12 protein-coding genes are annotated in these 14,391 nt (G+C 59.9%); 3 read left to right on the top strand and 9 right to left on the bottom strand.

Annotated features, from left to right (window positions below; genetic code table 11):
* Nucleotides 1–7 precede the first annotated feature (7 nt).
* The 5 genes from brnQ to phoB form a co-directional block, all read right to left on the bottom strand.
* Nucleotides 8–1,327 carry a branched-chain amino acid transporter carrier protein BrnQ gene (gene brnQ / locus WFK59_RS00560; RefSeq protein ID WP_233985141.1) on the bottom strand — a complete coding sequence of 440 codons (1,320 nt, stop codon included), beginning with the start codon at nt 1,325–1,327 and terminating at the stop codon, nt 8–10.
* 391 nt (nt 1,328–1,718) lie between these two features.
* Nucleotides 1,719–2,822 carry a cobalamin-independent methionine synthase II family protein gene (locus tag WFK59_RS00555; protein WP_233985142.1) on the bottom strand — a complete coding sequence of 368 codons (1,104 nt, stop codon included), beginning with the start codon at nt 2,820–2,822 and terminating at the stop codon, nt 1,719–1,721.
* A gap of 194 nt (nt 2,823–3,016) precedes the next feature.
* Nucleotides 3,017–3,937 (bottom strand): PstS family phosphate ABC transporter substrate-binding protein, encoded by a 921-nt coding sequence (locus WFK59_RS00550; protein WP_233985143.1) that lies wholly within the window; start codon nt 3,935–3,937, stop codon nt 3,017–3,019.
* Nucleotides 3,938–3,956: 19 nt separating this feature from the next.
* Nucleotides 3,957–5,270 carry a phosphate regulon sensor histidine kinase PhoR gene (gene phoR / locus WFK59_RS00545; RefSeq protein WP_233985144.1) on the bottom strand — a complete coding sequence of 438 codons (1,314 nt, stop codon included), beginning with the start codon at nt 5,268–5,270 and terminating at the stop codon, nt 3,957–3,959.
* A gap of 14 nt (nt 5,271–5,284) precedes the next feature.
* Nucleotides 5,285–5,974, bottom strand: coding sequence for a phosphate response regulator transcription factor PhoB (phoB, locus tag WFK59_RS00540; RefSeq protein WP_003852491.1), 690 nt, complete (start codon nt 5,972–5,974; stop codon nt 5,285–5,287).
* 195 nt (nt 5,975–6,169) lie between these two features.
* Between phoB and sbcD the strand changes: the two genes are divergently transcribed.
* A complete protein-coding gene (sbcD, locus tag WFK59_RS00535; protein WP_233985145.1) occupies nt 6,170–7,369 on the top strand; it encodes an exonuclease subunit SbcD in 1,200 nt (399 codons plus the stop codon).
* On the top strand, nt 7,366–11,040 hold the full coding sequence (locus WFK59_RS00530) for an AAA family ATPase (protein WP_336754784.1): 3,675 nt from the start codon (nt 7,366–7,368) through the stop codon (nt 11,038–11,040). Before sbcD ends, WFK59_RS00530 begins: the two co-directional genes overlap by 4 nt.
* A gap of 30 nt (nt 11,041–11,070) precedes the next feature.
* Here the strand turns inward: WFK59_RS00530 and WFK59_RS00525 are convergent, their stop codons facing one another.
* From WFK59_RS00525 to WFK59_RS00515, 3 genes are read right to left on the bottom strand one after another with little or no spacing between them, the layout of a single operon-like run.
* Nucleotides 11,071–11,727: a DUF799 domain-containing protein gene (locus WFK59_RS00525; RefSeq protein ID WP_336754783.1), complete on the bottom strand. Its 657-nt coding sequence runs from the start codon at nt 11,725–11,727 to the stop codon at nt 11,071–11,073.
* On the bottom strand, nt 11,724–12,083 hold the full coding sequence (locus WFK59_RS00520; RefSeq protein ID WP_233985148.1) for a DUF4810 domain-containing protein: 360 nt from the start codon (nt 12,081–12,083) through the stop codon (nt 11,724–11,726). The genes WFK59_RS00525 and WFK59_RS00520 overlap by 4 nt, the downstream gene beginning before the upstream one ends.
* 11 nt (nt 12,084–12,094) lie before the next feature.
* Nucleotides 12,095–12,772, bottom strand: coding sequence for a CsgG/HfaB family protein (locus WFK59_RS00515; protein ID WP_233985149.1), 678 nt, complete (start codon nt 12,770–12,772; stop codon nt 12,095–12,097).
* A 152-nt stretch (nt 12,773–12,924) separates the two neighbouring features.
* Between WFK59_RS00515 and WFK59_RS00510 the strand changes: the two genes are divergently transcribed.
* Nucleotides 12,925–13,353: a cell envelope integrity TolA C-terminal domain-containing protein gene (locus WFK59_RS00510; protein ID WP_336754781.1), complete on the top strand. Its 429-nt coding sequence runs from the start codon at nt 12,925–12,927 to the stop codon at nt 13,351–13,353.
* Here the strand turns inward: WFK59_RS00510 and qhpR are convergent.
* Nucleotides 13,313–14,383 (bottom strand): AraC-like transcriptional regulator QhpR, encoded by a 1,071-nt coding sequence (gene qhpR, locus WFK59_RS00505; RefSeq protein WP_233985151.1) that lies wholly within the window; start codon nt 14,381–14,383, stop codon nt 13,313–13,315. The genes WFK59_RS00510 and qhpR overlap by 41 nt on opposite strands.
* Nucleotides 14,384–14,391 lie beyond the last annotated feature (8 nt).

Below are 14,391 nucleotides of genomic sequence, written 5' to 3'. Positions count from 1 at the left end.
CCGTCTGTTACGAGTGAACGGTGACCTGTTCGCGTCCCTTAACCCGATCGACCACGGCGGCAATCAGCAGCATCACCAGCGATGGCGGCAACCAGGCAAGACCCTGATCGGCCAGCGGCAGATGCTGACTGAATGCAGGCAGCAAATCTTTAAACCCGGTAGTTTTAATCGCATCCACAATACCGAACAGCAGGCTGATCAGCATAGCAGGCGCGATAATCCGGCTGCTCTTGTTCCACCAGTTCAGGGTGAAGCTCAGCACCACCAGCACGATACAGGGCGGATAAATTGCCGTCAGTACCGGGATGGAAATCTGAATCAGGTGGCTCAGGCCGAGGTTCGACACCACCATCGAGAACAGACCAAGGATAAACACCAGCGTTTTATACGACAACGGCAGGTATTGCGCAAAAAATTCCGCACAGGCGCAGGTCAGACCCACGGCAGTGACCATACAGGCGATGAAGATCAGCGTGGCCAGGAAGAAGCTGCCCATGTTACCAAAGGTGTGCTGAACATAGGCATGCAGAATCGCTGCACCGTTGGCGTTTTGATCCACCAGCGCCCCGCTGCCCGCGCCCAGTTTAAACAGGCAGAGATAAACCAGCGTCAGGCCAACACCGGCAATCAGGCCGGCCAGCACGGTATAGCGCGTCAGCAGCGCGGCATTATCCACGCCGCGTGAACGGGCAGCATTGACGATGACGATGCCAAACACCAGCGCGCCCAGCGTATCCATGGTCAGATAACCATTAACAAAGCCGCTGGAGAAGGCCGCACGCTGATAATCGGCCGTGGCCGGAATGGTGCCGCCTGCTGGCCACACCAGCGCGGCAACGCCCAGCACGGTCAGCGCCACAATTTTCAGCGGTGCCAGGAAGTGGCCCACGGTATCGAGCAGTTTGCCTGGATAAAGCGACACGCCAATCACCAGCGTAAAGTAGACCAGACTGTAGATAAACAGCGGCATCGCGCCTTCACCGGTCAGCGGGGCAATCCCCATCTCAAACGAGACGGTCGCGGTGCGCGGCGTGGCGAACAGCGGCCCGACCGCCAGATAGCAGACGGTAGCCAGCACCAGACCGGCAACCTTACCGATAGGCGTACTGAGCGCATCGACGCCGCCGCCGACGCGCGCCAGCGCGACCACGGTCATTACCGGCAGACCCACAGCGGTGATCAGAAAGCCAATAGCGGCGGTCCAGACGTGTTCACCAGACTGGATGCCCACCATCGGCGGGAAAATGATGTTGCCCGCGCCAACAAACAGGGCAAATGTCATGAAGCCCAGCGCGAGAATGTCTTTCGAAGTTAAACGATGTGTCATACGGCCTGTCACTGATGTTGCGGTGGAAGTTGAGTGAGTGTTGTCCCCTTGCTGCGTTAAAACCCCGACCAGCCAGCCAATGTCAGCGCATTATGCTCGTCGTGAGGTGAAGCGCAGGTGATTTAAACTGCTTTTTTTCTGTTCACGGAGGGATGGATCGACAACGGGGCTAAGTAAAACGTTTATAGCGGGGAAAGGCAATACGGGATCGGAAAACCAGAAGGATATCCCGCTATTTAGAACGGAGCCAGTGGATAGCGTTGATTTTTAGCGCAGGCACCCAAGATGATGTGCCTAAATAATAAACAGACCGCGAGAATTACCCGCATCAGGCCGCTGATAAATGCACAAAAGGCGCGTTTTACGCGCCTGTTTGCACAGCTTTACAGCATTACCACACCTGTTTTGCGATATCGACCACCAGCCGAATCTTCTGCCACTGCTGATCTTCGCTCAGGCTGTTGCCCTCTTCGGTGGAAGCAAAGCCGCACTGCGGGCTAAGGCAGATCTGGCTGAGGCTCACATATTGTGCGGCTTCGGCCAGCCGCGCTTTCACCTGCGCCGGATCTTCCAGTTCACCCGATTTGGTGGTGATCAGACCCAGTACCACCTGCTGATGTCCCGGCTTAATGAAGCGCAGCGGCTCGAAACCGCCGGAGCGGGCATTATCATATTCCAGGAAGAAGGCGTCGACGTTGACGCTGCCAAACAGGATCTCCGCCACCGGCTCGTAGCCGCCTTCTGAGATCCAGGTTGAACGGAAATTGCCGCGACAGACATGCAGGCCCACGGTCAGGTCGGCCGGTTTATCTTCCAGCGCCTTGTTCAGCACCTGCGCATAGGTCCGCGCCAGCGCTTCCGGATCGTCGCCACGCGCCCGGATCTCACGCTTCTGATCTTCTGAGCAGAGGTAAGCCCAGACGGTGTCATCCAGCTGCAGATAACGGCAGCCCGCATCGTAAAACGCTTTGATCGCATCTTTGTAAGTCTGGGCCAGATCGTCAAAGTAATCCGCCAGATCCGGGTAAACCTGCGCGTCGATCACTTTGCGCCCGCCGCGGAAGTGCAGCACGCTGGGGCTGGGAATAGTCATTTTCGGCACGGCGTCACCGGCAACGCTTTGCAGGAAACGGAAGTGATCCAGCATCGGATGGCTGGAAAAGCCGAGCTTGCTTACCACTTTCACGCCATGGGCTTTGGTCTGCACACCGTTGAACTGAATCCCCTGCTCGGCTTCATATGCTTCTACCCCATCCAGGCCGTAGAAAAAGTCGAAGTGCCACCAGCCGCGACGAAACTCGCCATCGGTCACCACCTGCAGACCATTTTCACGCTGCTTCGCGACCACATCACGAATGGCGTCATCTTCAACCTGGCGCAGGGCGGCGGCATCAATCTCTCCGGCAGCAAACTGCTCACGCGCCTGCTTAATGGCGGCGGGACGGAGGAAACTGCCAACGGTATCGGCACGGAACGGGGCGGTTTGTCTTTGCATGATCACTCCTGACTCGCCTGCCGATGGTTACGGCAGGAAATAATTGCATTCTGATATAAATAGCCATCTGGATGGCTAAACGTCTAAGAGGAGAGTGACATGGGTTGCGTCCCGTTGCAACAGAAGAAAATTCAACAGACGTGAAGAAAATTCATGTTGATGGCAGCAAGGCGGCAGCGCATCGCCGTTACCAATCAGTGCAGCGCTGCGCGTGCCTCTGCCATCTGACGATCAGAGAGCGGCAGGTAACCCGCTTCGCTGACGCGACGCTGTCCCTGCACCGAGAGCACCTGTTGCAGAAAGGCGGCGACCAGCGGCGGTAACGGCTTACCCGGTGCCTTGTTGACGTAGAGATAGAGCGGACGCGCCCACGGATAGCGGCCGCTGCGGATCGCTTCCGCATCGGGTGGCACAGCTTCGCCCTGCGGGTTAACCACCGACAGCATCTTTACGCCGCTGAGATGGAAGCCAAAACTGGCGTAGCCAATGCTGCGGGGATTGCCGGCCACCGCCTGCACCACCGCCGCCGATCCGGGAAATTCCGCGACGTCGTTGCGAAAATCGCCCTGACAGAGCACCTGCTGCTTGAAGAAACCCCAGGTGCCCGAGGCGGAGTTGCGGCCGTAGCGCTGGATGGGTCGTCGGGCCCACCCGGCGCCCTGGGCACCGAGATCGCCCCAGCGCTGCGGCACTGACGTTGCGCCGCACAGTCGGGTAATGGAGAAGATGGCGTCGAGCTGACGCGGCGTGATCTGCTGTAGCGGGTTGCGCTGATTCACCACCACCACCAGCGCATCCATGGCCACCGGCACCGCCAGCGGCGGATAACCATAGCGCGCTTCAAACGCCTGACGCTCATCTGCCTGCATCGGCCGGCTCATCGGGCCGAGCTGCGCGGCGCCAGCCGCCAGCGCCGTGGGTGCGGTCGAGGAGCCGGATGCCTGCACCTGCACATTAACCCCCGGTGCCTGTCGGCTGAAATCTTCACCCCACAGCGTCATCAGATAACCGAGGGTATCGGAGCCAACGCTGCTGAGGTTGCCCGACAGCGCGCCGGACTGTGCCAGCGCCATGCCCGGCAGCAGCGTAACGATCAATAAAAGAAAGAGGCGCATCAGGGAGATCCGGCAGCGATTAATGAACGGCATTCTCCTGCATCCCACCGCTGACAATCAACCTTGCTGGCAGGGTAAAGGTAAAACAGGTCTCCTGATGCGGCACGCTGGTGATATCCAGCCGCGCATTATGGTGGCTCAGGGCATGTTTCACGATCGCCAGCCCCAGCCCGCTGCCGCCGGTGGCGCGCGATCGCGCTTTATCGACCCGGTAGAAGCGCTCGGTGAGACGGGGAATATGTTCCGCGGCGATGCCCGGTCCATTGTCGCAGACCCGGAAGGTGGCGCCCTGCTTGCTGCGCAGCCAGCTGATATCGATGCGGGTACCGTCTGGCGTGTGGTTCACCGCGTTGTAGACCAGATTGGAGATAGCACTGCGCAGCTGCTCATCGTTGCCGAACACTTTCAGATGCGGGTCGGTATGGAAATGGAGGTCGTGCCGCCCGTTGCTCAGGGTCGCGGCCTCATGCTGCAGCAGCTTCAGCATCACCGGCACGTCAACCTTCTCTTTCAGGTCGATCGCCGGTGCGGCTTCAATTCGCGACAGCGTCAGCAGCTGTTTGACCAGGCTGTCCATGCGGCGCGTCTGCTCCGACATGGTGTGCAGCGCTTTGCCGCGCGAACGCTCGTTCATCACCGAGTCGTTCATCATCTCCAGATAGCCCTGCAGCACCGTCAGCGGAGTCCGCAGCTCATGGCTGACGTTGGCAAAGAAATTACGCCGCGCGCCTTCCAGCTGATGCATCTGCGTCACGTCGCGCGCCACCAGCAGCCACTGCCCTTCGCTGTAGGGCATGACGCGAAACTCCATGTGATACTGGTTATTCAGCACCAGCGTTAACGGCTTATCGAAATCACGCTGGCGGATATAGCGCGAGAACTCCGGGTAACGCAGCAGGTTAAGGATGTTCTGGCCATTATCTTCCGGCCAGCGTAGCCCGAGATGCTGTTGCGCCAGCCCGTTGCACCAGAAGATGGTGCCCTCTTCGGTGGTGAGGATCACCGCATCCGGCAGCGACTCGGCGCCGCTGCGAAAGCGTTTAATCAGGTTGCCGAGCTCACGCCGCCGCCGCCGGTTGCGTAACTGCATCTGATAAAGCCCGTAAAACAGCGGTTCCCAGCTGGCGCGTCCGGCAGGCGGCGTCATGGTACGATCGAGCCACAACCAGTGCGACAGCCGCATCAGGTTGTGAAAATGCCACAGCAGCACCGCCAGCACGCTCAGCAGCAGCCACCACGGCAGATAGCCGAACAGCAGACCGAGCAGCAACGCAGGCAAACAGGCCAGCAGCAGTTCTGACAGTAATCTCTTCCAGGAGAGGCGTTCCAGCACGGTGAAAACTCCGTTTAGTAGCGGGCAGAGAAACGATACCCTGTTCCACGGACGGTTTGTACCATGCGATCGTGGCCGGAGACTTCCAGCGCTTTACGTAAACGGCGAATGTGAACATCGACGGTGCGATCTTCAACATACACATTGGTGCCCCAGACGTGGTTCAGCAACTGTTCGCGGCTGTAGACCCGCTCCGGGTGCGTCATAAAGAAGTGCAGCAGTTTGTATTCGGTCGGTCCCATTTCCAGCGGCGTGGTTTCCGACATCACCCGATGCGAGGAGGGGTCCAGACTCAGCCCCTGCATCTCAATCACCTCTTCCACCGCCATCGGAGAGATACGGCGCATGACCGCTTTGATGCGCGCCATCAGCTCTTTCGGCGAAAAAGGCTTGGTGATGTAATCGTCAGCACCGACTTCCAGCCCGCGCACCCGGTCTTCCTCTTCACCGCGGGCGGTCAGCATCATCACCGGGATATCACGGGTCATCGCTTCGCGTTTCAGGTGTTTGATAAACTGAATGCCGCTGCCGCCAGGTAACATCCAGTCCAGCAGGATCAGATCGGGCCAGGGTTCAATCAGCTTACCCACTGCGCTGTCATAATCTTCCGCCTCGATTGGCTGATAGTCGTTCTGCTCCAGAACAAAACACAACATTTCACGGATTGGGGCTTCATCTTCCACAACCAAAATGCGCTTAGCCATTATTACTCCTGCTGATATGACGGCTGTCACTGAGATTCGCGGCGCCATTATGCGTCAGATTTGTGACACTTTTATGAAAAACATAACCCGCCTGTAACCCCGTTGGTAATCATTTATGACAGCGCAGCGACAATTTTTTGCTTTGGCCGCAGAGCCAGTATAATCGCCGGGCGAATCACAACGGCAGGGACTCTTATGCGCATCATTCATACTGCGGACTGGCATCTGGGGCAGTTCTTTTACAACAAAAGTCGGGCGGCGGAACATCAGGCGTTTCTCGACTGGCTGTTGATCCAGATTGAACAGCATCAGGTGGATGCGTTAATCGTCGCCGGCGATCTGTTCGATACCGGCACCCCGCCCAGCTACGCGCGCGAAATGTTCAACCGCTTTGTGGTGGCGCTGCAACCCAGCGGCTGCCAGCTGATTGTGCTGGCGGGTAATCACGACTCGGTGGCGACGCTCAATGAGTCGCGCGAGCTGCTCGCCTGTCTGAATACCCGGGTGATCGCCACGCCGCAGGCGGAGAGTGACGTGATGGTGCTCACTACCCGTCAGGGCGAACCGGGCGTGCGGCTGTGCGCCATTCCTTACCTGCGACCGCGCGACATCCTGCGCAGCCGCGCCGGTCAGTCCGGACGTGACAAGCAGACGTCGCTGCTGGAGGCGATTGCTCACCACTATCAGCAGCGCGTTGCCGCCGCACGGGCGCTGGAGCCGGCACTGCCGATCGTGGCGACCGGCCATCTCACCACCGTCGGCGTCAGCCAGAGCGACTCGGTGCGTGACATCTATATCGGCACGCTGGACGCCTTTCCGGCCTCCGCCTTTCCGGACGCTGATTACATCGCGCTGGGCCACATTCATCGTGCTCAGCGGGTAGCGGGCAGTGAGCATATCCGCTACAGCGGCTCGCCGATTCCGCTCAGTTTTGATGAGCTGGGCAGTGAAAAAAGCGTCTTCCTGCTGGAATTTACCGCCAGCGGTCTGCAATCGGTGAGCCCGCTGGTGGTGCCGCAGGTGCAGCCAATGCAGGTGCTGAAAGGCTCGCTGGCGCAGATTGCGCAGCAGCTCAGCGCATTCAGCGACGTGCCGCAGGAAAAGCCGACCTGGCTGGATATCGAAGTCACGACCCAGGAGTACCTCAGCGATCTGCAGCGACAGGTGGAAACCCTGACCGCAGAACTGCCGGTGGAAGTCTTACTGTTACGCCGCAGCCGTGAGCAGCGTCAGCACAGCCTGGCGCGGCTGGATAACGAAACCCTGAGCGAGCTGAAAGTGGAAGAGGTGTTTGCCCGTCGGCTGGCGCTGGATAGCGAACTGCAGCCGCAGCAGATCGACCAGATGACCACGCTATTCCGCCAGACGCTGGCCGATATCGGGGAGCCACAATGAAGATCCTCACGCTACGCTTTAAAAACCTCAACGCACTGCGCGGCGAATGGTTTATCGATTTCCGTGCCGAACCCTTTGCCAGCAACGGCCTGTTCGCGATTACCGGCGCAACCGGCGCAGGCAAAACCACCCTGCTGGATGCTATTTGTCTGGCGCTCTATCACCAGACGCCGCGCCTCGGTGCCATTTCACAGAGTCAGAATGCGCTGATGACCCGCGACTGCGCCGAGTGTCTGGCCGAAGTCGAATTTGAGATCAAAGGCGAAGCCTGGCGCGCCTTCTGGAGCCAGAACCGCGCCCGCGGCACCGCCGACGGCAAACTGCAGGCACCACGGGTTGAGCTGGCGCGCTGTGCCGATGACACCATTGTCGCCGACAAGGTCGGCGACAAGCTCAGGCTGATCGAGACCCTCTCCGGTCTCGACTTTGAACGCTTTACCCGCTCTATGATGCTGTCACAGGGCCAGTTCGCCGCTTTCCTCAACGCCAAAGCCAGCGAACGTGCCGAACTGCTGGAGGAGCTGACCGGCACCGAAATTTACGGCCTGATCTCCACGGCGATCTATGAACGTCATAAAGAGGCCAGGACCGCGCTGGATCTGTTGCGCAGCCGGGCGGGAGCGATGGCGCTGCTGGATGATGAAACACGCACCGCGCTGCAACAGCAGATCGCCCGGCTGAGCGAGGCGGAAAAGACGCTGAGCCGCGACTATCAGCAGGCTCAGCAGCAGCAGCAGTGGCAGCAACAGGCGCTGCAATTAGAGCAGGAGATCGCCACGGCGAACACTGCTCTGCAGCAGGCTGAAGCAGCAGCACAGGCCGCCGAAGCGGATCGGCAGCGACTGGCGCGCAGCGAACCGGCTGAAAAACTGCGACCAGCTCTGCAACAGCGCGACCAGCTGGCGCAGGAGCAGCATGAAGTGCGCGGCCGCCAGCAGCAGCTCACCGAGGCCCATCAGCGGGCGCAGACTGAACAACAGCGCCAGCAGCAGCTTACCGCCGCGGCGCAGGCCGCCGCTGAACAGGCGCACCAGCAACAGCAGCAGCAGGAGAGCCTGCTCAACGAACAGGTCATCCCGCTTGATCAGTCACTGCGCGTGCTGCAACAACAGCTGACCCGGCAGCAGCAGGAAAAAGATCGCCAGCAGCAGCAGTACGATCAGACCCAAAGCGCGTTAACGGAACAGACCCGCCAGCTAACCGCGTTACAACAGGCGATCGCCGGGCAACAAACCCTGCGACAGCAGTTAGCCGATATGGCGCAATGGGGCGCTTTGCTGCCGCTGTGGCAGGAACGCTTCGCCCAGCTGGCGCAGCGTGAAGCGACGCTGGCCGGACTGGCACAACAGCAGCAGCAACAGCAGCAGAAGATCGCGGCGCAGCAGGCCGAACGGGAGCAGCAGGCGCAGCAAGCATTACCGCGCCAGCAAGCCGAACAGGCCGCTGCACAGGCGCTGCTGCAAGCGGAGCAAGCACTAACTTCGCTCCAGGAGCAGCACCCGCCAGCGGCGCTGCGTGAAGCGCTGAGCCAGCTGCACGCCAGCCGCGCGGCGCGCCAGCAGCTGCTGCTGCTCTCGACTCAGTGGCAACCGCTGCATCGGCAACAGAGTCAGCGCCAGCAGCAGCTGGCCGGACTGGAAAAGGCCCACCAGCAGGCGGAGGTGGAATTACAGAGCCTGCGCGATCAGTGGAAACGCGAAAAACAGCAGCTGGACGATGTGGAGAAAATTTGCGCGCTGGAGCAGCAGATTGCCGATCTGTCGCACTATCGCGCCCAGCTGACGCCTGACCAGCCCTGCCCGCTGTGCGGCTCCTGCAGCCATCCGGCGATTGAGGCTTACAGCACGCTGGAAATCAGTGCCAGTCAGCAGCGGCGTGCGGCTCTGCAACAGCAGGTCGACGCGCTTCGCGAAGCGGGCACCGCCAAAAAAGAGCAACTGAAACAGTCGGCGATCCAGCAGCAGTCGCTGCGCGACGATATTGCAGAAACCCAGCGGCATATCACCGCGCTGGAGCAGCAATGGCAGGCGCTCAGCGGTGAGCTGGCACTTACCTTCACCTTGTCAGACGCTGACGCATTAGCCCAGTGGCAGCAGCAGCAAAGTGAACGGGAACAGCAGCTTGAGCAGCAACGGCTGGCGCTGGAAACCGCAGAACAGGCGCGCCAGGCGGCTAAAGACCATCATCTTCAGCAGGCGCAGATCTGGCAGCAGCATCTGCAGGCTGAGCAGCTGGCACAGCAGTCGCTGGATAACCTGCAGCAGGCACTCAGCGCGCTACAACAGCACCAGCAGCAGGAACAGCATGACTGGCAGCAGGTGCAGGATGGGCTGCAACAGCAGTTCAGCCAGCATAACCTTACCTTGCCTGCCGCCGCTGATCGCGCGTCATGGCTGGAGACTCAGCAGGCCCGCTGGCAGCGCTGGCAGGAAAGTGAGCAGTTACTCGCTAACCTGCAGCCGCAGTTGCTGCGCGGCGAAACCCAGCTGGCTGCCCTGCAACAGCAGGCAGAACGGGAACAGCAGCAGCTGACCGCTCAGCAGCAGCAGTTGCACCACGAGCAGACCCGGCTCGATGAGATGCGCCAGCAGCGCCAGGCGCTGTTTGGCGATCGCGAGGTGGCTGACGCCCGTCAGCAGATGCAGCAGAGCCTCCGCCAGCACGAGGCGCAGCTCGCGCAGCTGCGGGATGGCTTACAGCAGACGCAAAGCGAGGTCAGCAGCCTGCAGGGTCAGCTGGCGATAGTGGCGAGTCAGCAGCAGACGCTTACCGCGCGCCTGGCCGAGGCGGAACAGCGGTTGCAGCAGGCGCTGGCCGCCGCCGGTTTCAGTGATGAAGCCCGACTGCGCGCCGCGCTACTCGATGAACAGACGGTGCAGCAACTGCGCCAGCAGCTACAGCAGATCGATCAGCAACGGCAGCAGCAGCAGGCGCGGCTGGCGGATCTGCATCAGCGGCTGGCGACCCACCAGCAGGCACAGCCTGCCGCGATGCCCGCTTCGGCCGAGGTCCTGGCGCAGCAGCTGGAACAGCTCAGGCTGGCGCTGCGTGACAATGCCAGCCAGCAGGGCCAGATCCAGCAGCAGTTGCAGAGCGATGCCCACCTGCGTGACCAGCAGCAGAGCCTGATGACGCAGATTGCCGGGGATGAAGCAGTGCTGGCGCAGTGGGGACTGCTTAACGATTTGATTGGCTCGGCCAGCGGCGATAAGTTCCGCCGCTTTGCTCAGGGCTTAACGCTGGATCATCTGGTGGCGCTGGCGAATCGCCAGCTCGATCGGCTGCATGGCCGCTATCTGTTGCAGCGTCGCGCGCAGGATCTGCTGGAGCTCGACGTGGTGGATACCTGGCAGGCTGACACGGCGCGCGATACCCGGACGCTGTCGGGTGGCGAGAGCTTCCTCGTCAGCCTGGCGCTGGCGCTGGCGTTATCTGACCTGGTCAGCCACAAGACCCGCATTGAATCGCTGTTTCTGGATGAAGGGTTTGGCACGCTGGATGCGCAAACGCTCGATACCGCGCTCGACGCGCTGGATGCGCTCAACGCCAGCGGCAAAACCATCGGCGTGATCAGCCACGTTGAAGCGATGAAAGAGCGGATACCGGTGCAGATTAAAGTGCGGAAAATGAACGGGCTGGGCTACAGCCAGCTGGAGCTGCCGCAGGGATAGCGGGCGCCGCAGCGCCCGCTCTGCCACCGATCAGCGGGCGCTGATCAGCGTATAGCGCGGGCCGGTCAGCAAACCGCCCTGCTCGTTCTGCGCCAGCAGGCGATTGCTGGTGAGACCGGCAATCGAATGGGCTTTGTCGCTGACGTTGCTGGCGATCTGGTTGATTGCCGCACTGACCAGCATGCCGACCAGACCACCGCTATTGTTGTTACCATCTTCATTGTCACTGGCGGAAGCGGAGCCCTGCCAGAGTTCTTTGCCACTGCGCAGATCCACCAGGCGCGCGGTGGCCGACACGGTGGTGACGCTGTCGATCACCCGGTAGCTGCTGCCGTACTCGCTGATGGAGATATAGAGCGCGCTATCGGCGTGAAAGATTTTATTCAGACGCGCCGGGCTGACCGCCTGGATTTCGCTGCCGCTGGTCAGGCCATTCTGCTGGAAAGTCTCTTCCACCACCGCCACCGGAAAAACGTAATAACCCGCTTCAGCCAGTGGCCGGGTAACCAGCGACGTCAGGCTGTGAGCGGCATTGATATCCGGCGCTTTGTTCTCGGCGGGTAACACCAGAATCGACGCCGGTTTACTGGCACGGAACGCGCTATAGTCATAGGGTTTTTTATGCTGCGCACAGCCGGTCAGCAGCAGCGCGGCCAGGGCGCCACACAGAACAATCAGTTTTTTCACCGGGTCACTCCTTGTTTGTTACTCATCAGAAAATCCATGTATGGGCCCGCTTCCGGAAACAGCTGCTTTTCGGTCGCAAACTGGCCGAAGGCTTTATGGGTATCGCCGGTTTTGGCGTAGAGCAGGCCGAGTTGCGCGTGCAGCCCTGGCGCAACCGGCTGGTTTGCCGCACGGGCTTTTTCAACGTCGAGATTCAGCGCGTCGATCTGCTTCAGTGGATCGCTATCCTTCTGATAGTAGCTATACAGCTGCTGCTGATAGTCGCCCCAGTAGTAAATCGTTTTCGGCGCTTTTGGCGCGCAGCCAGCCAGCAGTGCAGCCGCCATCAGCAGGCCGCCCAGTGTGATCGCTTTCATTTATAACTTCCTTATTTAGCCGGACGCCAGGCGCCGTTGTTGATTCCATCCACTAAATGATCGACTGCTTCGCGAATCGCCAGATCCATCACTTTGCCATTCAGCGTCGAGTCATAACTGCTGGTGCCGCCAAAACCGATGATCTCACGGGCTGAAAGCTGGTATTCGCCAGCGCCCTGCGCGCTGAACACCACTTCAGAGGTGGTGACATCCACCACGTTGAGATTGACTTTGGCATAGGCGATCTGGCTCTTACCGCGGCCCAGAATGCCCCACAGCTGCTGGTCACCCACTTCTTTGCGACCAAACTCGGTGATATCACCGGTGATGATATAGTTCGCGCCTTTGATATTTTGCTGACTGCGTTTGAAGTCGGCTTCCTGCTCCAGCTCTTTCAGGTTGCTGCGATCCAGTACGCTGAAACGGTTAGTCTGCTGCAGATGGGTGATCAGAATGGTTTTTGACTGATTACCCAGCCGATCAACGCCATCCGAGAAAATCCCGTTCATGTAAGCGGAGCGGTTATCAAACTGACCAACCGCAATCGGGCTGCGCACGCCCTGGTAAGCGGGCTGGCTGGCTGCACGAACCTGGGGTGCTTCAATCGCACGGGAGGATTCAGTCGCGCAGCCGCTGAGCAGCGAAGCACTGAGTAAGGTGAGTGCCGCAACGGCATATTTTTTCTGCATTTCTGTTCCATGAATAAATAATAAGAAACCGCGCTCGGGGCGGTAAATTCTGGTTCTGCCGACAGTCGGAGTAATGCCATAGCATTCGCCAGTCCGGTCTGTAGACTGTCGGCAGCAGAAGAAGAGAACTTTAATCAGAATTGGTCAGTTCAATGAATTTAATTAATATAAAGATGAAAGTATTGCCGGGCGTAATTATTGCCATCGTCCTGAGCGGCTGCCAGCATTCTGAACCAAAGCAACGGGATAGTGTGGTCAACCTCTGTCAGCCCGCGAAGGACCCCAACAGCGCATCCTGTCAGTGGACTAATCAAATGCAGCACCGGCTGAATCAGCAGTTCAGCGATGCGGCGCGCTATGCGGGCCAGCAATGTCTGGTCCGGCTGGAGTGGCAACAGAGTGGACGCTATGCGGTGACGCAGACGCAGGGCGATGAGGCGTTGTGCTTACGGGCCTGGCAGCTGGCTGCGCAGACCAAAGGTTTGCCGCCGCCGCCGGTGCGTACTCAGCCGGCGTGGTTTGGCTTTGCGCCGCGCAAGGCTAGCTTGCCAGCCCATGCTGGCGCCACTGACGCGGACTGATGCCGAACCAGCGCCGAAACGCGCGTGAGAAGGCGCTGACTTCCGAGTAGCCCAGCAGCAGTGCCATTTCGGAGATCGGCAGCTGCTTCTGCTGCAGATAGTGCGTCGCCATTTCGCAGCGTACCTGATCCACCAGCGCGCTGAAGCTGCAGCCCTCTTCACGCAGCCGCCGCTGCAGTGACCAGCTCGATAACCCCAGCTTATCGGCCACCTCCTCCAGCACCGGTTCGCCCTGCATCAGCGACAGGTTTACCTGTGAGCGCGCCTGCTCCACCATGCTCTGCTGTGAAGCGGCCCGATTGAGCCGCCGGATGGCATCCTGCATCACCATCAGCAACATGGGATCGCTTTCCGGCATGCTGCGCAGCAGATCGCGCTTTGGGATCACCAGCGAGTTAAAGGGCTGATCGAACCAGACCGGCGCATCAAACACTTTCCCGTGATCGTGCCACTGTTCCGGGCGCGGATGTTCAAAATGCACCTCGCGCGGTGCCCAGTTTTTACCCGCCACATGACGAATCAGATTCATGAACATCCCCAGCGTCAGCTCCGCATCCTGACGGCGCGTCAGAATCGCCCCGTGGCGAACCTGATAGTCGAGCCGCCAGCACTCTCCTTTGTCCACCAGCCGGGTTAAGGTGTCGTGCTGATGCCACGGAAAGGCGTTGACCACATTGTGTAGCGCCTGTTCCAGCGTGGCGGAACAGAGGCCGATGTAGCCAATCAGGCCTAATGACTGCGGTTTAAACTGCCTGCCGTAGTGCAAACCGAAGTTATCAAAACCGGAGTGTCGTGCCGCTTCCTCCAGCACCCGACAGTAGTTAACCAGCCCAAGGCTCAGCGTCGGGCTGGTGAGCCGCTCCGGATCGATACCGCTGATGCCGAAGATACGGTCCACGTCACCGCCACGGGTATGAATAAAATCGCTCAGGCCGGTGGCCGCAGCGGCCAGCACGCCGTGATTACCGGCCTCCGCCGCAGCGGAGCAGGCAGCAAATGCATCGGGCTGTTTTATCATCATCGGATTCATGGTCGCCT

The organism is Pantoea sp. USHLN298, assembly GCF_037149395.1.
In the GTDB taxonomy this organism is placed as follows: domain Bacteria; phylum Pseudomonadota; class Gammaproteobacteria; order Enterobacterales; family Enterobacteriaceae; genus Pantoea; species Pantoea astica.
The sequence above is the reverse complement of the archived record's forward strand: the minus strand, read 5'-3'. Positions and strand labels throughout refer to the sequence as shown.

Excerpts from the sequence above, each read along its gene's own strand:
- brnQ (WP_233985141.1), bottom strand. The coding sequence starts at position 1,327 with ATGACACATCGTTTAACTTCGAAAGACATTCTCGCGCTGGGCTTCATG.
- WFK59_RS00555 (WP_233985142.1), bottom strand. The coding sequence starts at position 2,822 with ATGCAAAGACAAACCGCCCCGTTCCGTGCCGATACCGTTGGCAGTTTC.
- WFK59_RS00550 (WP_233985143.1), bottom strand. The coding sequence starts at position 3,937 with ATGCGCCTCTTTCTTTTATTGATCGTTACGCTGCTGCCGGGCATGGCG.
- phoB (WP_003852491.1), bottom strand. The coding sequence starts at position 5,974 with ATGGCTAAGCGCATTTTGGTTGTGGAAGATGAAGCCCCAATCCGTGAA.
- sbcD (WP_233985145.1), top strand. The coding sequence starts at position 6,170 with ATGCGCATCATTCATACTGCGGACTGGCATCTGGGGCAGTTCTTTTAC.
- WFK59_RS00530 (WP_336754784.1), top strand. The coding sequence starts at position 7,366 with ATGAAGATCCTCACGCTACGCTTTAAAAACCTCAACGCACTGCGCGGC.
- WFK59_RS00520 (WP_233985148.1), bottom strand. The coding sequence starts at position 12,083 with ATGAAAGCGATCACACTGGGCGGCCTGCTGATGGCGGCTGCACTGCTG.
- WFK59_RS00515 (WP_233985149.1), bottom strand. The coding sequence starts at position 12,772 with ATGCAGAAAAAATATGCCGTTGCGGCACTCACCTTACTCAGTGCTTCG.
- WFK59_RS00510 (WP_336754781.1), top strand. The coding sequence starts at position 12,925 with ATGAATTTAATTAATATAAAGATGAAAGTATTGCCGGGCGTAATTATT.
- qhpR (WP_233985151.1), bottom strand. The coding sequence starts at position 14,383 with ATGAATCCGATGATGATAAAACAGCCCGATGCATTTGCTGCCTGCTCC.